18 protein-coding genes are annotated in these 20,846 nt (G+C 44.0%); 5 read left to right on the top strand and 13 right to left on the bottom strand.

Going from position 1 to position 20,846, the window contains the following annotated elements; all coding sequences use genetic code 11:
* Positions 1 to 34: 34 nt before the first annotated feature.
* The 10 genes from H3T75_RS00430 to H3T75_RS00385 form a co-directional block, all read right to left on the bottom strand.
* Positions 35 to 1,807, bottom strand: coding sequence for a ShlB/FhaC/HecB family hemolysin secretion/activation protein (locus H3T75_RS00430; RefSeq protein WP_198210744.1), 1,773 nt, complete (start codon positions 1,805 to 1,807; stop codon positions 35 to 37).
* A gap of 490 nt (positions 1,808 to 2,297) precedes the next feature.
* The gene (locus H3T75_RS00425; RefSeq protein ID WP_198210743.1) at positions 2,298 to 2,897 is read right to left on the bottom strand and encodes a nitroreductase family protein; all 600 of its coding nucleotides are present in this window, start codon (positions 2,895 to 2,897) and stop codon (positions 2,298 to 2,300) included.
* A 341-nt stretch (positions 2,898 to 3,238) separates the two neighbouring features.
* Positions 3,239 to 3,541, bottom strand: coding sequence for an AzlD family protein (locus tag H3T75_RS00420; protein WP_078475007.1), 303 nt, complete (start codon positions 3,539 to 3,541; stop codon positions 3,239 to 3,241).
* On the bottom strand, positions 3,534 to 4,172 hold the full coding sequence (locus tag H3T75_RS00415) for an AzlC family ABC transporter permease (protein WP_198211250.1): 639 nt from the start codon (positions 4,170 to 4,172) through the stop codon (positions 3,534 to 3,536). Before H3T75_RS00415 ends, H3T75_RS00420 begins: the two co-directional genes overlap by 8 nt.
* A gap of 555 nt (positions 4,173 to 4,727) precedes the next feature.
* Positions 4,728 to 5,381, bottom strand: a complete 654-nt coding sequence (locus H3T75_RS00410; protein ID WP_078475005.1) for a YiiX/YebB-like N1pC/P60 family cysteine hydrolase — start codon at positions 5,379 to 5,381, stop codon at positions 4,728 to 4,730.
* A 100-nt stretch (positions 5,382 to 5,481) separates the two neighbouring features.
* The gene (locus H3T75_RS00405) at positions 5,482 to 5,940 is read right to left on the bottom strand and encodes a hypothetical protein (RefSeq protein WP_084564895.1); all 459 of its coding nucleotides are present in this window, start codon (positions 5,938 to 5,940) and stop codon (positions 5,482 to 5,484) included.
* Positions 5,941 to 6,084: 144 nt separating this feature from the next.
* The gene (locus H3T75_RS00400; RefSeq protein ID WP_084547476.1) at positions 6,085 to 6,924 is read right to left on the bottom strand and encodes a MurR/RpiR family transcriptional regulator; all 840 of its coding nucleotides are present in this window, start codon (positions 6,922 to 6,924) and stop codon (positions 6,085 to 6,087) included.
* Between the two features lie 237 nt (positions 6,925 to 7,161).
* The gene (locus H3T75_RS00395; protein WP_084564893.1) at positions 7,162 to 8,154 is read right to left on the bottom strand and encodes a nucleoside hydrolase; all 993 of its coding nucleotides are present in this window, start codon (positions 8,152 to 8,154) and stop codon (positions 7,162 to 7,164) included.
* Positions 8,155 to 8,234: 80 nt separating this feature from the next.
* The gene (locus H3T75_RS00390) at positions 8,235 to 9,653 is read right to left on the bottom strand and encodes an MFS transporter (RefSeq protein ID WP_100125016.1); all 1,419 of its coding nucleotides are present in this window, start codon (positions 9,651 to 9,653) and stop codon (positions 8,235 to 8,237) included.
* 49 nt (positions 9,654 to 9,702) lie between these two features.
* Positions 9,703 to 10,503, bottom strand: coding sequence for an inner membrane protein YpjD (locus tag H3T75_RS00385; RefSeq protein ID WP_037394291.1), 801 nt, complete (start codon positions 10,501 to 10,503; stop codon positions 9,703 to 9,705).
* A 224-nt stretch (positions 10,504 to 10,727) separates the two neighbouring features.
* On the opposite strand from H3T75_RS00385, the gene ffh reads away from it, so the two are divergent.
* The 5 genes from ffh (at position 10,728) to hpaC (ending at position 17,010) form a co-directional block, all read left to right on the top strand.
* Entirely contained in the window at positions 10,728 to 12,086 is a 1,359-nt protein-coding gene (gene ffh, locus H3T75_RS00380; RefSeq protein WP_198210742.1) for a signal recognition particle protein, read from the top strand.
* 191 nt (positions 12,087 to 12,277) lie between these two features.
* Entirely contained in the window at positions 12,278 to 12,442 is a 165-nt protein-coding gene (locus H3T75_RS00375; protein ID WP_198210741.1) for an SEC-C metal-binding domain-containing protein, read from the top strand.
* A 419-nt stretch (positions 12,443 to 12,861) separates the two neighbouring features.
* The gene (locus H3T75_RS00370; protein ID WP_084550083.1) at positions 12,862 to 15,708 is read left to right on the top strand and encodes a valine--tRNA ligase; all 2,847 of its coding nucleotides are present in this window, start codon (positions 12,862 to 12,864) and stop codon (positions 15,706 to 15,708) included.
* Between the two features lie 317 nt (positions 15,709 to 16,025).
* On the top strand, positions 16,026 to 16,475 hold the full coding sequence (hpaR, locus tag H3T75_RS00365; RefSeq protein WP_078474998.1) for a homoprotocatechuate degradation operon regulator HpaR: 450 nt from the start codon (positions 16,026 to 16,028) through the stop codon (positions 16,473 to 16,475).
* Positions 16,476 to 16,479: 4 nt separating this feature from the next.
* Positions 16,480 to 17,010, top strand: a complete 531-nt coding sequence (gene hpaC / locus H3T75_RS00360; protein ID WP_198210740.1) for a 4-hydroxyphenylacetate 3-monooxygenase, reductase component — start codon at positions 16,480 to 16,482, stop codon at positions 17,008 to 17,010.
* Between the two features lie 101 nt (positions 17,011 to 17,111).
* On the opposite strand, the gene fba is transcribed toward hpaC, so the two are convergent.
* The 3 genes from fba to H3T75_RS00345 all read right to left on the bottom strand — a co-directional run bounded on the left by fba (position 17,112) and on the right by H3T75_RS00345 (position 20,784).
* On the bottom strand, positions 17,112 to 18,176 hold the full coding sequence (fba, locus tag H3T75_RS00355) for a class II fructose-bisphosphate aldolase (protein WP_084586077.1): 1,065 nt from the start codon (positions 18,174 to 18,176) through the stop codon (positions 17,112 to 17,114).
* 128 nt (positions 18,177 to 18,304) lie between these two features.
* On the bottom strand, positions 18,305 to 19,240 hold the full coding sequence (locus H3T75_RS00350; RefSeq protein WP_198210739.1) for an ABC transporter ATP-binding protein: 936 nt from the start codon (positions 19,238 to 19,240) through the stop codon (positions 18,305 to 18,307).
* Positions 19,234 to 20,784: an iron ABC transporter permease gene (locus H3T75_RS00345; protein WP_198210738.1), complete on the bottom strand. Its 1,551-nt coding sequence runs from the start codon at positions 20,782 to 20,784 to the stop codon at positions 19,234 to 19,236. The genes H3T75_RS00350 and H3T75_RS00345 overlap by 7 nt, the downstream gene beginning before the upstream one ends.
* Positions 20,785 to 20,846: the final 62 nt, after the last annotated feature.

The raw sequence follows: 20,846 nt of genomic DNA, 5'->3' as shown, positions 1-20,846 counted from the left end.
TTAATTCATAGCCATTTTTTGTTTCTTTAACAATTTACATTGAATAATTAAGACTGAAGCCTACATTGGTTCTGTCCGTACGGAAGTATTGCGGTTTGTATATTGGTTTACCGGCAAAGATGTCGTAATACCATTGTCCGCCGGCTTTGATTTGTCCTTTAAAGCCGATAACTGCTCCAGCCAGTGTTTTTCCCAGCTGCATTTCAGTTGACGGCCCGGAAACGTGGCCGACATCAAGTCCGAGATATACCTGATGGCGGCCTTTGTATTGCCAGTTCAGGTTATTATTCCAATACCAGCCGCGCTCACCCATCAAGGTAACTTCGCCATCAAAACCACGCACGGTGTAACGGCCGCCAATGGAAAGCTGATCCTGGGTAATTAATGGTGTTTTGTTCCACTGTCCGTGAAAGGAGCTGTCATAGCTTAACTGCTGATTACCCAGCGTGAACGGCCACAATAAACCGGCATCTACGGTAATGATTTTCATGCGTGAAGTACCTTCACCAAATTCTTCTTCAGGTGCACGCAAACTGTTATCCGCGCCAGTACCACGCTTGTAGCCCAGCCCCAGATTGACGACGGCATTACCGATATATTCCTGATGATTCAGATTGACAGCCCAGCCTGCAGTATGACGCTGCTGAACTTCAATTTCGGCATCGTTAATAAAATTATGCGATTCGCGTTTCCATACCTTAGCGGTAACATCGATTTTGCGATGGCTGTTGCGGTAAAGCATACGGGTTAAACCCAGATCGGTATTGTCACTGTTACCACTGTAATCATAGTTTTCGTTATAACCTGCTATTGCCTGATGATAGCGGTAATGATTGCGGTTGAAGGCAATCTGCCAGTTACCGAAAGGAACTGAGTAATGCAGGGCATAGCCGTGTGTACCACTGCCGGTACGATTGCCATCACTGTCAAAATAGCTGTCTTTGCTACCCAGATCATGATTGTAGTTGATGTAGAATAAATCACTTAATCCAAGAGGATTATCTACCGATAGAGTGACACCTCCCTGATAACGTCCGGTTGAATGACTGCCGGAATCGTCTATATTGAAACTTAAACGCATTGGCACGGTACGCTGTGACCAGCTTATTACTATATCACTCTGATTGGGCTCGTCTGCCGGCACAATCTGAATATCGGCTTCAGCAGTCGGAACCCGGCGAAGGTTTTCAAGCCCTTGCTCCAATGCACGTAAATTCAGAATATCACCAGCCCTGACCGGAAATTCATTCTGAATATGGCGAATACGACTAACATGTCTGGAAGCAGAATCATCCAGATTATAACGAATAGCATGAACCCGTCCGGCAATAACACTCAGCTGTAATTGCCCGCTATTAATATCTTGCGGACTGGCCAGAATACGGGTAGTGGTATAGCCACGTTCTATAACGGCATTTTGCGCCAGAATCATAATCTGATTTATCGCTTTTCCGCCCAGACACATACCGGGCGTAAACTGACTCTGACGAAGAGCTTTTTTCAGGGCAAACTGAAAATGACCTGCATCTTCTCCGACCAGACGGATGTCCTGGATAGCAAAACAGGGAGTTTCATCTGTTATCAGTTTACCTGTTCCAGACAGATTTTCTTCCGCAGGCTGCAAATGTACGTTTACATCAGGCTGCATTTGCTGCCGGAATTGCTGCTGACGCTGCTGCTCGCGTATAATTTGCTGCTGTTGTTTCTTATCTATCTGTTCAGCCGCTTCGTTCATTGATGCAGCATTGGCTTGTAACAGACTTATCCCTAATAGATTTAACAATAAAACTGGTTTTTTTATACGCATTTATGCTTAATGAATGTTAATACTAGTTAATTTTAACGTTATTTAAAGTTAATTACAACTTTAAATATTCTATTATCATTTACATAAATATACTTAATAAATTTAGTAGTAACAGTATTTTTTATAGAAACTTGCATTAAATCGATATTAAATATTATATAAATATATGTTTTAAAATAATTTTTTTAATTTAATTAAAATTAATGAATTATATAAAAGTTTTCAGATATAAAAATTATATCAAAATACAGTATTAGCTTTTTTTATGTTTAAATTTATATTTAATTATCAATATTAAATTAATTTATTTAAAATCTTAAAATTTTATTTTTTAATTATAATAAAAAAGCAATATTAGTTCTTATTGTTCAAAAAGGGCTAAAATTATCATTCCAAAGCGGAAAATCGATAAAAATCTGACCGGATCAGAGATATTCTGATCCGGCCGGCAGCATTTCAGAATTCATTTTATGCAGATATCTTATCTGATTCAGTAAAATACTTTAAATCGTTCCGTATCATCAATAAAGCTTTTTTCAGGGAAAGGTGCTTCATTGGAACCAAAAGGCATCATGGCACGCAGCTTCCAGCTTTCCGGTATATGCCATTCTTTAGCAGCTGCCGCATCCGGCAAAGGGTTATAGTGTTGCAGGCTGGCGCCGATGCCAGCATTTGCCAGAGCAGACCAGACTGCAAACTGGGCAATACCGCTTCCCTGTTCCGACCAGACAGGAAACTGCTCAGCATAGTTGGGATATTGCTGTTGCAGGCTGGTGATGATTTGCTGATCTTCATAAAATAATATGGTACCGACACCAGCCGCAAAACTATTAATTTTGGCCTCTGTGGGGGCAAATTTGTCTGCAGGTACTATGATACGCAATTCATTCATGACAATATGCCAGAATTTTTCACTTTGCTGACCAAACAGGATTACAGCACGTGAACTTTGCGAATTAAAAGCTGACGGAGACAGTTTAATGGCTTCTTCTATTAAAGCAGTTATTTCTTCCTGTGCCTGAGTAATATTCCTGCCGAGTGCATACTGGGTACGACGTTTTTCAATGGCTTCTATTAATGTATTATTCATGTTCTTTCCTTTATCATTATGCAATTAAATTAATAAATTAACTCCAACATACATTGATATACTAGCGGAAAAATTTACATCTACCCAGCCCTGCTTATCAGTACAAAAATTATTCATTTAAGATATTAATAAATTTTATTTTCTTAAAGAACAGAACATAACAAGCAAAATAAATCGGAATTGATGATAATTGCGCCGGTTTGAAGTCGTTGTTACACAGGATTTCCTTACAGGAATTGATTTTTTATTTCCATGAAATGCCAGATTTGCGCTATCAAACAGACTGTTTTTAATATATTTTTAGAAATTATTACTGTTATTGGGTCAGGAATATGCGGTATTTAGCTGAGCAGATAGTGACGCAGAAAAGCCGTAATAGCGATACTGAACACCACTGTTGGTAACAATGAAAATCGCCACGCCAGTAATATTGTGATGATAACGGCTAAAAGATTAGCCGGATTGGTTGTGGCAAAGGCAGGAGCGATTACAGCAATCAGAACACAGCCGGGGATGGATTCAAGAACTTTAGTCAGGCGCGGACTAAGCTCACGATTGCGTAATAACAGATAACCACTGATTCGGGTGATGTAAGTAACTACCGCCATGGACAGAATAGTGAGTAAAGCTGATAAATCAATCATACGCTGCCATGATAAAAGCTACAGTTAAGCCGGATATTGTACCCAGTAATACATACCATGCACCAGGCAGGAAAAGATAGCCGGCAATCGCCGCCAGCAGGCTCACCAGCCATGGAATAGCTGCAGTAAAACCTTTCCACATTCCTTTGAGTAAAACCAGAAATACTGCCACAAAGGCCATATCAAAACCGTAATGAGTAACATCGCCAATAACCGGTCCGATAAGTGCACCCACAGTTGTGAATCCGACCCAGACGACATACAGACCTATGCTGGCACCAAGATAAAAATAATAGCTGAATTTCTGCTTTGGTGAGTTTTTCGCATCAGTAAATGCCAGTGCCCAGCTTTCGTCACACATTAAAAGCAGTGCAGATAATACTTTTCGTCTGGGCAGATCTTTTAGATAAGGTGTCAGTGCCGCACTCATCAGAATATGGCGACTGTTTACCAGTAGTGTCATTAAAGCAATTAAGATTAAATGCGGGGGTGAAGTCCACAAATTAACCGCTACAAATTCGGAACCACCGGCAAAGTTTACCGCAGTAAGCAGTGAAATTTCACCGGTACGCATTCCTTTTTGAATTGCCTGCGCACCTAACACCAATGAAAACGGAATAAAACTCAGCATAACCGGCAAAGCGGTAATCAACCCTCTTTTAAATTCCTGTCCTGATTGTAATACGGCAGACGATGACACTGTTTAGTGCTTTCAGGTGTAAATTGAGTGTTGTGTATTATAAAGAGGATATTTACACAACGTAAACATAAAATACCAATATAGATAATGAAATACAGCTTAAGCGGGTGAACTCGGTACAAATAAATAATTTTATGCAATAATAATATTCTATTTCTGAATTTTTTATGCAAGTTAATTACAATTCGATTATTTTATCTATTCGCTTTTCTATTCTATTAATAAAATGATGCTGAATTGATATATAAATTTCTTTCTTTAAAAATACATTTGTCATTTTGCTAATCATAAATATAAGACAGCTAACTCGGTATAAAATTTTTTGATGCTATTAGTTTTCATTATTCAGGAATAGTACGGATATCTGTATTAATCCGTTTATCTGACTCGTGATTAGTGATTGGTTAATTTGGTATGTGCCGGATAAAGTTTAGTTTCTATAATGAAACAGACCAGCATAATTAATGTCGGTCTGTTGGTTAATAACTAATAGTAATGAACAATATCAATTAAATCAGAGCGGGACATATCGCCCGGATTATTTCCAGGCTGACCCTCAGGTATCGGAATACCCATTTTCTGGAAATGTTTTACCCAGTAATCAGGAAATTCACCAGTATCTTTAGACTTAAAGGTCATTGCGCGTAATGGGAATACTTCCTGCCCGTTGTTGGCTTCCTTGAATATCTGATAAATCAGCTCAGAACAGTAATACTGATCGTTGGTGATATCAAAGGCATCATCGTATTTTTTACCTACTTTTTGCTGTGCATAAATCAGAGCAGAAGGAATCAGTGCCTGATAAGGTGCTTTCAATCTGCCCACTACTGCTCGCGGCTGACATTTTTTTTTGGGATGCAGATATGTTTTCAGTGATGTGATACGGACTTCAGGAGTGGTGGCTTCAATAACAAAATACTGATTTGGGTTTTTCTGCCAGACAATTCCAACATGAGTAAAATTGTATCCGGCCAGACCACTGGTAGCAGCCTTAATGGCACTATTCATACCGCCGTCACAATTTTCCAGAAAAATAAGATCACCATTTTGTGGTTTAAAGGATTTTTGGGCATAGACATTCAGGCTGAAAAATAAACTGCACACCAGAGCCAGCAATAAACGGATAGTTTTTTTATTCATGTACAAACCATATCTTATTAGTAAATAATGATTAATTATACTGCATATACATTGATTAACCAGTTTTTATAGAATTTAGGCTGTAAAGTACGCTTTTAAATCAATCGGTATTTTTACCAAGCTTGCGCTGGAAAATACGGTAGCTGGCTGCAAATGCAGCAATAGCCGCACCAATCAGCGCACCACCGATAAACATGGAAACTAAATCAACAGTTTTGCCCACATCCAGACTGTCCAGTATCTGTTTAGAACTCAGTTTCTGGCTGCCCGGACTGCTCATGCCTTCAATCATATGGCGATTATTACATTTGGGTAGCAAGACATTCTGATCAGCAGCCTGTGGAAATGTTTGTCTGACTGCTGTTTCACACTGCTGAATCTGTGCCGGCGTAACCAGATTAAACCAGCCGCCGATATACAGCCCTCCGGCAAGCAGACAAATAGCAATAATGCCTACCAGAATGGCAGAGCCTCTTTTCTGCTGCGTAGCCGCTTCTGAATTTTTAACCTTTTTCTGCTGTTCGGTCTGACGTTTAATTTGACGGGTTTTGTTACTCACTAGCGCTCATTTCGTTGTAATAATTTAAGATAAATACCGTGCCTGAGGGGACAATGCAAACCCGCTGACAACCGGCAGAAACTTCATACAGGTAATCATATTGGCTGATAGTGAATCATACTAAAAGCTGTTTTTCTGCTGAAATTAGTGTTGTAAAAATTTCAGCTTAACTCCTGCCTTGGTTTTTGCCAGCATTTCGCTTACATTTTCGCCCAGATGCAAGGCCAGGCCGATAGTCAGCATATCAACTACCATCAGCTGTAGCAGACGGGAAATCATCGGGGTATATTTTTCGCTGTCTTCAGGGGTAACAACACTAATGACACAGTCACAGGCTTGTGCGACGGGTGATCCGGCACGGGTAAGAGCAATTACTTTGGCGCCGTTACCCTTGGCAATTTTAATTGCATCAAGTAAATCTCGTGAAGAACCTGAATGCGAAATAACAACCAGCACATCTTGTGGTGACAATACGGCAGCAGCCATCAGTTGTACATGACTATCGGTATAGGCAACTGTAGACAAACCAAAACGGAAAAGTTTGTGCTGAGCATCCATTGCGACAATACCTGAATTGCCTGCCCCATAGAATTCTATACGGCGCGCTTTGGCCATCAGCCTGACTGCGGTTTCCAAGTCAGCCGCATTAAGAGATTTACGGCTGCCAAGCACTGTGGCTGCGGTACTGGCTATAACTTTATTCAGCACGTCCTGCATAGAATCTGTGCTGTTAAGCTCTTCATGGACATATGGCATGCCGTCATGACCGATACTGGCAGAAAGATTAAGTTTAAATTCAGGCAACCCGCTATAGCCCATGCTGCGGCAAAAACGGATAACCGTAGGCTGGCTGACACGTGCCTCTTTAGCAATATTGGCTACAGCTGCGTGTACAAACCACTTAGTCTGCGCCAGTACACATTCAGCCACCCGACGTTCTGCTGAAGATAATTCAGGTAATTTCTGACTGATTTTGGCTAACATTATGCTCTCCTGTTTTGTTGTCGCCACAAAACAGGAAGAGAAATATTGATAATTAATTTATACATGGTAAACCTGCTAATTTCTCTTGTATTGCGTGCCTATGCTAACACTGAAATAAACAAATGCAATATTCTGATGCGGATTATCGTTATCATGATGGTTATTAAAACCATAAATATTTATTATAGCGGTATTAGAACAGATTTTTGTTATTACTGTAAGATATTCTGATATTTTCTAGCAGCGATACTGACCTAATGCATTAAATATAATTTCAAGTAAACGCTGATTATCTACCTGCTCCATTACATTAACAGGCTGATGACTGACCGGCGGCATACCAACAGTCAGTCTGAGTGCACCCTCTTTCCAGCGACGGCTGCTGGCACGGGTACAGTCACGCGCAGTGGATACATCAACAATATAAGGCGAGCTGGTAACAACGCTTTCATCAATCAGCTTGGCGACACACAATACATCATGAATCCAGCAACCAGCCAGCTGGCGTGTCTGAATAGAATAGTCCATCCACGGACGTGATGTACGGACAATAAAATCTGCAAGCGGATTGGCAAAGCTCTGAAGTTTATCCAGATCCTGATGGGTTAGCAGTGTCTGTGTAGTTACGTCCAGCGGTGCAAGGGTAATATTGGCTCCACTTTCGATAACAATTTTGGCTGCTTCAGGATCAACAGCGAAGTTGGTGTCCTTAAGGTAGCTGTCCAGCTGAAATACACCACCCATGATGACAATTTCGGCAACAGACCGGGCAAAATCGGGATAAAGCTGGATGGTATGGGCAATATTGGTTAACGGACCAATAGCCACCACGGTAATTTCACCGGGGTTATTACACACCAGTTCACCAATTGCCTGAGCTGCATGTGGCGCACTGTGATCATTTAATGGCGGCAGCGGTGGCAGATTGTCCCATAAAGACAATAATCCCTGTTTGCGTACATTATTATCCAGTTGTTCACGCCATGGGGCAGCCGGTTCAAGTAATGCCTGAGCAGCTCCTTTTACTACCGGGATGCTTTGATTCAATTCCTGCATTAATTGGTGCGCTACCTGAAAACCGGTATCCCGTGGTGTATTACCAGCTACAATGGTAATCAATTCCAGTTTAATTGAATCTGCAGCCAGTGCCAGCGCCAGTGCCAGCCCGTCATCTACATTCGCACCTGCAATACCATTGCCGGGATCACAGTCAATTACGATACGCTTCATAAATATTTACCTGTGCTTCAATTACAACGGAGTCAGTAACTGACTCCGTTATTAGTGATTCTATCAATTTGTTAAAGCAGTTAAATAGCGTCTTCTACTGCATTCAGGTCGCGCCCGCGAGTTTCCGGAGCATAGAATGTAGTTATAAAGCCAATGCCTGCCATTGCTGCAAAATAAATTGCAATCGGCCACCATATCTTGTAATGATCCAGCAATGCTGTGGCAACTAATGGCGCAATACCACCTGACATGATACCTCCGATCTCTTTGGCCAGAGCCATTTTAGAGTAACGATTACGCACCCCGAACAGTTCTACCCCATAGGCTGCCTGTACACCAAAAATACCCAGTGACGCCAGACACATACCAATAACAATAATACTGGCTACGATAAAAGGATCTCGTGTTTCCAGAAACATATAAGCCGGAACAGCATACAGCATCAGCAGAAAACAGAACCAGCGGTAAACAATACGGCGGCCAAACCTGTCGGATAACCAGCCGGCAAACGGAATCACAAAAAAGCCTAACAAAGACGCAACAAATACCGCAGAAGTCGCAACGTTTTCATTCATTTTTAGAGATTTGACAACATAGCCGATAACAAATGTCTGCGCCAGGTAAGATGGGCCATTTTCACCAATACGTAAGCCCAGCATAACAAAAAATGCTTTGTTACCTGCCAGAAATGCTTTAACACGTGCCAGAAAGGGAATGCTTTCATCTGTTTCAGTAACTTGTGAAACTGATATTTCAGTTTTTTGCACCTGAGATTGTTTAACTTCATTTTGTTCCTGCTCGAATACCGGAGTTTCCCGTAAATGGCGGCGAATAAGAGTAGCAGCAAGAGCAATCAGTGCACTGAGAATAAAAGGTATCCGCCAACCCCAGCTGGCTACATCTTCTTTATTCAGCATTAACACCAGCAGCCAGACAGACGAAGCGACCAGCGTACCACTGTTGGAACCGATACCGATAATCGAAGCAATCAGACCGCGGTGTTTGGGTGGTGCATATTCTCCCAGCACTACTGTAGCGCCGGAAAGTTCGGCACCGGCTCCGAAACCCTGCATAAAACGCAGTACAACTAGAAGAACTGGTGCCCATATCCCGATAGTGGCATAGCTAGGAATAAAACCAATCAGTGTGGTGGAAATGCCCATCAGAGCAATAGTAGTTACCAGTACAAATTTACGTCCTTTAAGGTCGCCAAGACGGCCAAAAAATATGGCACCGATCGGGCGAGCAACAAAGCCGACTGAATAAGTGGTAAAACTGTACAGAAGAGCAATTGTGTACGTTTTTCCCGGAAAAAATACATCTCCGAATACCAGCCCTGCGGCCAGACTGTATAAAGCAAAATCCACATACTCCATGGTGGTTCCGAGCCAGCAGGAAAGTGTTGCTCTAACAAATTCCCGTCGTCCTTCAGGTGTGGCTAAACGCTGTTCAGCTGCGCTCTGCTTCGAGCTGTCAACTGACGATTGTAAGTCACTCATTCAAATATCCTATGGTTACAAATCAGGGTGAAACTAGTTACAAAAAAGATTAAAACAAAATTTCCAGCACAAATTTGCTGCCAAAATAAGCCAGCATCAGGCTGACAAATGACACAATAACCCACCATGCCACTTTTTTCCCGCGCCATGCCTGCATATGATGTCTGAGCAGGATAACCAGATAGATTATCCATGACAGCACGCCGAATACCGTTTTGTGGTTAAAACGTGCCGGCTCACCAAATACAGCTTCGGAAAATACTGTGCCGCTGACAGCCGCTATAGTCAGCAGCACAAAACCCGCCTGCAGGCCTTGAAACATTAATTTTTCAATAGCCAGCAAAGGCGGCAGGAATGATTGCTGCGGAACAGTTTTACGCCGGTGCAGATAATGATTGCGTACCAGCATGAGCACAGCCAGCAGGGTTGTAATGCCAAAGAGGGCATAAGCCAGCAATGCCGACAAAACATGTATCATGAATGCTGTGTTGTGCATCGGGTAAGCAATAGCCTGCCCGGGCAGCAGTAAGGCAATCAACAGTACGAGTGCCGAACAGGGAAACAGCGCCAGCTGTAATCCCTGCAGGCGATAGCGAAAACTGCCTACCCAATACAGCATTACCATTAACCAGGTAATCAGATTGAGTGCCTGACCGAACCCCACCAGCAGTACATGCTGCTGCAACATTGGCTGCCAAACAACAAAGGTATGCAGCAGCAATATCAGCAGTAGCAGTGACTGCTCACCTCGCAACGGATAAGGCACATCAGTATGACGTTGCCAGAACCGCCATGCCAGTACAGAAAGCACGACATAAGCAAGAATAAGCACCAGCAGCAATAAGCTCATGATTTTTCCGCAGCAATAGCGCGCCAAAAATTGGCGCGCGTAGTGTAAAATAGGTATTTATTATTGCTATGCCGGCTAAAAAATACAGGCAGGTATAGCAACGGGGTGCCATTTTATAACCAAATTGCTACTTATCATACCTATTTATTGTGCGAATTGACTGGCAACAGGCAATTTTCACCGAACATATACAGGCTGCTTACAATTAGCCGGAGATGGTTTCGATGTTAGACAATCTATCAGATCGCTTTAGTAAAATCGCGAAAACTCTGCGCGGACAGGCGCGTTTGAGTGAAGACAATATCAAAGATGCCCTGCGTGAAGTACGTATGGCATTACTCGAAGCAGACGTTGCCCTGCCAGTTGTAAAAACGTTTATGGCTTCGGTAAAAGAACGTGCAGTCGGGCAGGAAGTCATTGGCAGTCTCACACCCGGGCAGGCTTTTGTTGGTGTGGTAAACGATGCCCTTACCGAACTGATGGGCACAGAAAACAGCAGTCTGAATCTGGCTGCAGTTCCACCAGCCGTGATTCTGATGGCAGGTTTGCAGGGTGCAGGTAAAACCACCACGGTAGGCAAACTGGCCAGGCTGCTGAAAAATGAGCAGAAGAAAAAAGTCCTGGTAGTTTCTGCCGACGTATACCGTCCGGCAGCAATTGAGCAGTTAAAACTACTGGCACAGCAGGTTGAAGTGGACTTTTTCCCCTCACACGAAGGTGAACAGCCGGTGACCATTGCATTGAATGCTCTGGATCATGCCAAAAAACATTTTTATGATGTACTGATGGTGGATACTGCCGGCCGGCTGGCTATTGACCAGAAAATGATGGATGAAATCCGGCAGATACATGCAGCGATTAATCCGGTAGAAACTCTGTTTGTAGTAGATGCCATGCAGGGTCAGGATGCCGTAAATACAGCACAGGCTTTTAATGATACGCTGCCTCTGACAGGTGTGGTATTAACCAAAATGGATGGCGATGCCCGTGGGGGTGCCGCTTTGTCTGTACGCCATGTAACCGGCAAACCGATTAAATTTATTGGTGTAGGTGAAAAAATCAACGGGCTGGAACCGTTTTATCCGGATCGTCTGGCTTCGCGCATTCTCGGCATGGGGGATGTACTTTCACTGATTGAAGATGTACAAAAAGGCATTGATGAAAAAACCGCGCAGCAGATGGCAAAAAAACTGCATAAAGGCAAAGGTTTTGACCTGAATGACTTTAAAGCACAAATTCAGCAGATGCGTAAAATGGGTGGAATTGAATCCATTATGTCTAAGCTGCCAGGCGATATGGGACAAATGGCCAAACAGGTGCCGGAAGGCACGGCAGAAAAAGCCATGAGTCGTGTGGAAGCTATCATTAACTCGATGACAGCCAAAGAACGTGCCAATCCGCTGCTGATTAAAGCCAGCCGTAAACGCCGCATTGCCAATGGTTCCGGTGTTACCGTACAGGAAGTGAATAAAATGCTCAAACAATTTGAGCAGTCGCAAAAAATGATGAAATCATTTACTAAAGGCGGTATGGGCAAACTGATGCGTCTGGCCAAAGGCATGAAAGGTATATTACCGCAATAATCCAAGTCTTCAATACGCTGCCTGAATTCATATTCAGGCAGCTTTTTATTATCTGCTATCTCCTGAAGATAGCTTATGATAAGCATCCGGTATGGATAATTTTATATTTTTACAGTAAAATATTCCGAGCAATTTATGATTGCTGTTTAATTATATTATCTTAAGAAGGAGTACGATAATGCGCAAATTTAATGATAAAGGCTTTTTTTGAGCCAACCAGCAAACGCCGCAGAGGTTTCCCGTCAGAAACCAACGTTAAACGCGGACTAATAAGAATTGTTCATGGTGACAAAGTTCTGCATGAAAAGCTGGGGCGCAATGATCCCTGTCCATGCAACTCCGGCCGCAGCTTTTAAGAAGTGTTGTCTGAAAACCGGCTGCTTTCGATGGCAGCAACAGGCATGACTACTTCCGCTAATGTCTGCCAGTAATCACTGCTACTGAATTAATCCACTTTTAATTACTTCCCCCTGTATTCTACGCATACCGGGGGATAATTGATTGGGCTTCTGCACAGTTTTATCCCGCCTACACAGATAATAAACAGGTAAAGCAGCAGAAATATATATTTATTAGTTAATTATCCGCCTGTACTCATAATTTTTATGACATTTGCTTAATAATTAATCGTTTATTCGACTCAACCTCTATTTTGAAAATAAGACTGTTTACTTTGATATCCGGATTCTGACAAAAGCGCATCGTCTTAAACCATGCCTCAGCGCATGGGTTATAATCAGAATCTTATTTTTTGATTTTTTTCCAATTCGTAACCATGTTAAACACCCAATATTCTCCGAGTGAAATCGAAACCCGTTTATATCAGCAATGGGAACAACGCGGCTATTTTGCACCGTCACTGGATTTAAGCAAACCTTCTTTCGCTATTCAGCTGCCACCGCCTAATGTAACTGGCACCCTGCATATGGGGCATGCATTTAACCAGACCATTATGGATGGCCTTACCCGTTATCACCGCATGAAAGGTGAAAATGTGTGCTGGATTCCCGGCTCTGACCATGCCGGTATTGCTACGCAGATTGTGGTGGAACGCCAGCTGGCGGTAGAAAACATTACCCGCCATGATTTAGGCCGGGAAGCATTTATTGCCAAAATCTGGGACTGGAAAAAATTCTCCGGCGGCACCATTACCGAACAGATGCGCCGTGTCGGCTGCTCTGTAGACTGGAGCCGTGAATATTTCACAATGGACGATGTGCGTGCCGAAGTGGTTACCGAAGTATTTGTACGCCTGTTTGAGCAGGGTCTGATTTATCGCGGTAAACGGCTGGTAAACTGGGATCCGGTACTGGGTACAGCTGTATCAGATCTGGAAGTGGAAAATATCGAAGAAAACGGTCATATGTGGCATATCCGTTATCCGCTGGCCGATGATCCGGACAACGCTCTGATTGTTGCCACTACCCGTCCGGAAACTTTGCTGGGTGACGTAGCCGTAGCCGTACATCCCGATGATGAACGTTATGCCGGTTTCATCGGAAAACAGTTGGTACTGCCATTATCTGGCCGCACTATTCCGGTGATTGCTGATGAATATGTAGATAAAGATTTCGGTACCGGCTGCGTTAAAATCACACCGGCTCACGATTTTAATGACTATGAAGTGGGTAAACGTCATCAGACTGCACTGATTAATGTACTCAGTCTGGATGCCAGAATACTACCGCAGGCAGAAGTATTTGATTTTCAGGGTCAGGCTCAGGCTGGTATTACGTTACCGGCACAATATGCCGGACTGGATCGTTTTGCTGCACGCAAACAGATGGTCGCAGACCTTGAAGCTCAGGGTTTACTGGTAAAAGTGGAAGAACACAAACTGATGACACCTAAAGGTGACCGTACCGGCAGTGTAATCGAACCAATGCTGACCAGTCAGTGGTTTGTGGCTATGACCCGCAGTGCTGATAATAATGTTGCCAATCCCGAACCGGAATCAGAGTTTAAAGGTAAAACCCTGACTGAAAAATGTATTCATGCAGTGGAAAGCGGACAAGTACGCTTTATTCCGGAAAACTGGGTTAATACTTATAACCAGTGGATGAACAATATTCAGGACTGGTGTATCTCCCGCCAGTTGTGGTGGGGTCACCAGATTCCGGCATGGTACGATCAGAACGGCCGCGTTTATGTAGCGCGTAATGAAGCCGAAGCACAGGCACAGGCGGGTGAAGATGCGGTTCTGACCCGTGACGAAGATGTACTGGACACTTGGTTTTCTTCAGCTCTGGTGCCGTTTTCTACACTTGGCTGGCCGGAAAAAACACCGGAATTGCAGGCATTCCTACCTTCTCAAGTATTGGTAACCGGTTATGAAATTATTTTCTTCTGGGTAGCACGCATGATTATGATGACTACCCACTTCACCGGCAAAGTACCTTTTCATGATGTATATATTCATGGCATGGTGCGTGACCATGAAGGTAAGAAGATGTCCAAATCTGAAGGCAATGTCATTGACCCGGTGGATTTGATTGACGGTATCGATCTGGAAAACCTGCTGGTTAAACGTACTACCGGTTTGCGCCGTCCGGAAAAAGCGCCGCAGGTAATTAAAGCGACACAAAAACTATTTCCTGACGGCATTCCGGTATTCGGTGCTGATGCTCTGCGCTTCACTATGGCCAGCTATGCTAGCCTGGGCCGCAGTATCAATTTCGATTTCAAACGTGCTGAAGGCTATCGTAATTTCTGCAATAAATTGTGGAATGCCAGCCGTTTTGTGCTGATGAATATTGAAAATCACGATTGCGGGCAGGATGAAAGTCTGCCGCTAAGTTACAGCTTTGTTGATAAATGGCTGCTGACCCGTTTGCAGCAAACCATTTCGGCAGTAAGTGAAGCACTGGACACCTACCGTTTTGATATGGCTGCTCAGACCTTATATGAATTCATCTGGAATGAATACTGTGACTGGTATGTAGAACTGGCCAAAACTCAGTTGCAACGTGGTGATGAAGCACAGCAGCGCGCAACACGGCGCACACTGGTACGCGTTCTGGAAGTAGTACTGCGCCTGTTGCATCCGATTATGCCGTTTATCACTGAAGAACTGTGGCAGACCATTGCACCACTGGCTAACGCAAAACATACTGACAGCATCATGCTGGCCACATGGCCGCAGGCTGACAGCAGTCTGAATAATGCTAATGCGGTAAATCAGATGCATTATTTGCAGGAGCTGGTTAATTCAGTACGCAATTTGCGTGGTGAAATGGCGCTGGCGATGAGTGTAAAAGTGCCTTTGCTGGTTGAAAGCAATACCGATCTGGGTGAAATTCTTCCATATCTGCCACTGATGGCACGTCTGAGTGAAGCCAGACAGGTAACTCATTTGCCAGAAAGTGATGATGCACCGGTAGCAGTATGTCAGGGTGCGCGCCTGATGCTGAAAGTCGAAGTGGATAAAGCTGCTGAAACGGCACGACTGCAAAAAGAAGCAGAAAAACTACAGAAAAATATCGATAAAATTGAAGCAAAGCTGGCCAAACCCGGCTATACCGACAAGGCACCTGCGCATCTGGTAGAAAAAGACCGTACCGAACTGGCTCAACTACAGGACAGAATGTCTAAAATTGCTTTACAGTTACAAAAATACAATTAATTAATTACAAATTATTTCTTCTCAACCACCAAACCACAGATACAGGTAGCAGCCGGATAAATCCGGCGATCACTTTTATGTATTAGGATTGGTGGTTTCTTTTTTTAATTTCAAAAATATTGCAATAATCAACTAAAAAATAATTTTTTATTCTAAAACAAGCTATTAATTAAATACAATGTACTTGTTTTGTAATTTATTTACACATAATTATTCAAATTTATAATAATATTATGTAAAATTCGTAAAAAATAACTTTTTAGCTTTATATTTAATAGTTATATGAACCGGATATACTGAAAGATTGGAGCAAACAGGTGATTAATACATCTAAATACTCGTCCCTCAACATTGTCTTGATTCAGGCTCGTGAAGCATTATTATCTCATTTTCGCCCGATGCTGAATGATATCGGTATCACTGATCAGCAATGGCGTATTACCCGTTTACTGGCAGAAAATGGTATCATGGATTTTCAGGATTTAGCTAAACAGGCATGCATTCTTCGCCCAAGCCTGACTGGTATCCTGACAAGACTGGAAAAACTGGATTATGTAGTCCGTCTTAAACCATCCAATGATCAGCGACGGGTTTTTCTTAAGCTGACCCCGGCCGGAGAAAAATTGTATGAAGATTTGTGTCGTTCAGTAGATGCACGGTACAAAGTACTGGAACAGCGTTATACTCAGGAAAAATTACATCAACTGGGCAATATGCTGAAAGAATTTACCAATATTGCTGTCGATAAAGAAGAACCAGAAACTTAATAAAATGAATCAACCACCGTCAGCCGTAGCTTTACAATATCGTGAAGCGATGTCAAAAGTTGCCGCAGCAGTACATGTTATTACCACCAAAGGTTCAGCCGGCCGTTATGGCATCACCCTTACCGCAGTCACATCGGTAACAGATACACCTCCTACCTTATTATTATGCATTAACCGTAACGCCCGTATTCAACCGGTTCTCCGCGCCAACGGGCGTTTATGTGTTAACGTTCTGGCTTCATCTCAGCAGGATGTAGCGGAGCATTTTGCCGGAATAACATCTGTTCCGGTAACCGAACGTTTTCTGCAAAACGACTGGCAAAATCATCACCACTCCGCCCAGCCTCAGTTAGTAGGAGCACTGGCACATTTGCACGGTCACATTGTCGATAGCCATGATATGGGCAGCCACAGCGTATTTTATGTAGCAGTTGAGCACATAAATATTAATTCACAGGAAAATCAGGGATTACTCTATTTTCAGCGCCGGTTTACTCAGACTGCCATACCATTTTGTGAAGCAGACTGTGTCTGAATCGATTTTCCTGCCACACCGGCAGATAAACTAAAAAAACAGGATATAAACAACAATGGACTGTCCTTTTCCGGACAGTCCATTACTACATGTAAAAATACTTATTTTACAATCTGTACCAGTTCGCCGGCTGCGTAACGATTTGCCATTTTTTCCAAAGAAATTGGTTTAATCTGGCTCGCATGACCGGCAGCTCCAAAGGCCACATAACGATCAATACAAACCTGCTTCATGGCTTTAATGGTTTCAGTAAAGTATTTACGCGGATCAAATTCTGCCGGATGTGTAGCGAGAAAACGACGGATGGCGCCTGTGCTGGCCAGACGCAAATCTGTATCAATATTAACCTTGCGTACACCGTATTTAATACCTTCGACAATTTCTTCTACCGGCACACCATAAGTTTCCGGAATATTGCCGCCAAATTCGTTAATCACCTGCAACCATTCCTGCGGTACTGAGCTGGAACCATGCATAACCAGATGGGTATTAGGTAAACGTTCATGAATTTCACGGATGCGGTCGATACGCAGTACTTCCCCTGTCGGCTTACGGGTAAATTTATAGGCGCCATGGCTGGTACCAATAGCAATGGCCAGAGCGTCAACACCCGTATCCTGTACAAAACGCGCTGCCTCATCCACACTGGTAAGCATCTGTTCATGGCTGAGTTTACCTGCCGCACCCACACCATCTTCCTCACCGGCATCTCCGGTTTCCAGATTACCCAGACAGCCGATTTCACCCTCTACTGATACACCGCAGGCATGTGCCATATAGACAGTTTTGCGAGTGACATCTGCATTGTATTCATAAGTGGAAGGTGTTTTGGCATCACTCAGCAACGAACCATCCATCATTACTGATGAAAAGCCCAGCTGAATTGAACGCTGACATACTTCCGGTGATGCACCATGATCCTGATGCATCACAACCGGAATATGCGGAAATTCTTCAATAGCAGCCAGAATAAGGTGTCGCAAAAACGGGGCACCGGCATATTTGCGTGCACCGGCACTGGCCTGCACAATCACCGGAGCGTTAACTTCATCGGCCGCTTCCATAATCGCACGCATTTGTTCAAGATTATTGACATTAAACGCCGGCAGACCATAACTGTTTTCCGCAGCATGGTCGAGCAGTTGGCGCATAGAAACTAAAGCCATGAGGTTCTCCGTGTGTACTTGCAATAATTGGTAAAAAAATCGGCGCAATTATACCACTATGCACCGTTTTTGTAGGCATGAGCATGCATTCTTCGACTAATTCAGTTTACCGCCAAACAGACACTGTATTACTGAAAGAAAACAATTTGTTGATGCTGTACCGTTAATGGCAGCCAGTCTCCTGCCTGCACAGCATAATGCAGCGGCAGCCACCAGCGTAATATTCCGTATTGCGGATGCAGCAACTGTACATCATATGATCTGGCTGTTAAACATACTTCTGTTACCTGCACCTGTAATCCGTTTTCAGGATCATATTGCAGAGCGTTTTGCGGAATGTAACAAACATCGCTGACATTATCACAACCCAGTAAACGCGCAGCCCATGCATCAGCCGGTCGTGCCAGCAGTTGTGCAGCAGTACCCTGTTGTATCCAGCAGCCATGCCTGAGCAAACAAATACGATCAGCCAGCGCAAAAGCCTCCAGCGGGCTGTGAGTAACCAGTACAGCCGGACATTTTTGCTGACGCAATAAACGCACAGTTAATTGCTGCAAACTGGCGCGCAATGTTGTATCCAGTGCTGAAAATGGTTCGTCCAGCAACAATGCCTGCGGTTGCAGAACAAGTGCTCTGGCCAGTGCCACCCGCTGTTGCTCTCCGCCGGATAATGCATCTACCTGCCGGGCAGCTGCTTCAGACAGCCCCACCTCGGCAAGCATTTGCATGGCCTGCTGTTGTGCTTGCGGTTTGCTTACTCCGTGCATACGCAGTCCGAAAGCCACGTTTTGCCACACATTCAGATGCGGCAATAAAGCATAATCCTGAAACATCAGCCCGATACGGCGCTGTTCCGGCAATAAAAAAGTTATATTTTCTTCGTTAATAAAAATATTGCCGCTATCAGGTTGTACCAGACCGGCTGCCATATTCAGCAAAGTTGATTTACCGCTGCCGCTTTCTCCCAGTACCGCTACCAGCTGACCGTCGGCCACCTCCAGACTTAAATCCGCGGCAACAACTTTATCGGAAAATTTTTTATTAATGTGTTGCCAGCTCAGCATAGATGCGTTTCCTTTTTGTCCTTACTCCATTCCACTAACGCAAAAATCAGTATGGTCAGCATCATCAGCAGTAAGGTCAGCACCATTGCACGGTCATAATTATCCCGTCCGGCGGTACTCAGATAATGATAGATCAGTGTAGTCAGCGTCTGCCATTCCGGCCGCGACAGAAACAGCGTAGCCGCAAACTCACCGATACAGGTAGCCGCAGCCAGCGCCAGCCCGCGCTGCAAAGCCGGTCGTAACAGGGGTACAATAACATACAGCAATACTTGCATACGGCCGGCACCGAGTGTACGCGCAGCCTGTGTATAACTGTCAGGCAAACTGTCCCATGCGGCCAGTACATCCTTGGTAATAAACGGATAAGCCAGCAGCGCATACGTACATATCAGCATACTTAATGATGCTGTCCAGCCGGGATAACACAACAACAGCCCGAATGACACACACACCGGTGATGCCATAAATGGTAAAAATGTCAGACTGCGCACCCACATCAGCCGCTTTGCCAGCGCAGCATGCAAAAAACCCAGCAGTAATGCCAGCATGATTGCCATTAAAGTAAAGCTTAAAGTATTCAGTACTGCCTGCCATGTTGTACTTTCCAGTAATACCAGCCATGAACTGCCAGCCAGCAAAGCACGCCAGCACACAGCCAGCAGCGGCAGCGCACAACATCCCAGCAACAGCAGCAAAGCCATTACCAGTCCGGCTTTCTGCCCGGTTGTCGGCAATTGCGGCGGCAACATCTGTATCACTGCCTTTTGAGCCGAATATCTACTCAGAACCGCATATATAATACCGGACAGAAAAGTTGTGGCCAGTACCCACAACACCAGCACACCTGCCTGTGCCATATCCAGCTCATAAGCTATCAGCTGATAAATCTGTACTTCCAGCGTAATGTAATGTTCACCGCCAAGCAATAAAGCCAGACCAAATCCGGAAAAACAATACAAAAACACCAGACACATACCACCGGCCAGCCATGGCAGCATCTGCGGAATTTCAATCCTGACAAAGCGCTGCCATGTTCCGGCACCCAGTGTCTGCGCCGCATACATACGTGTTGCCGGTACCTGACACAAACCCTGATAGCCGGCACGTACCATTACCGGCAGATTAAAAAATACATTACCGTATAACAATAACCATGGCGTACCTTCCCAGCCGCGCCACAATAAACCCTGTGCTCCAAACAATGCCAGAATACCCACACCGGCTACTAATGTGGGGATTACAAACGGCAGCATCAGCAAACGCAGTACCCAGTTTCGACCGCTAAACTGCAAACGGGTAACCGTCCATGCTACCGGTACACCCAGCAACAACGTCAGCACGCTGCTGATAGCAGCCTGTGAAGCTGTCCAGCCCAGTAAGCGACGCATATATTCGTCCTGCCACACCATACGGAAACTGTCTGCATCCGTTTGTTGCAGCATTGCCCGCAATGGTAACAGCACCACAGCCAGCAAAAAAAACAGCGGCAGTAATGAGAACAGCCCCGGCAGCAATTTTTGCCCGAAACTGACAACTTTCATCCCAATACCGTTTACATCTTTATTTACCAGACGATTACCTCAGATTCAGTATTTATATAACC

The organism is Snodgrassella sp. W8135, from assembly GCF_016101225.1.
Taxonomy (GTDB): Bacteria; Pseudomonadota; Gammaproteobacteria; order Burkholderiales; family Neisseriaceae; genus Snodgrassella; species Snodgrassella alvi.
Note: the sequence above shows the minus strand (reverse complement) of the source record. Positions and strands in the feature narration are given on the sequence as shown.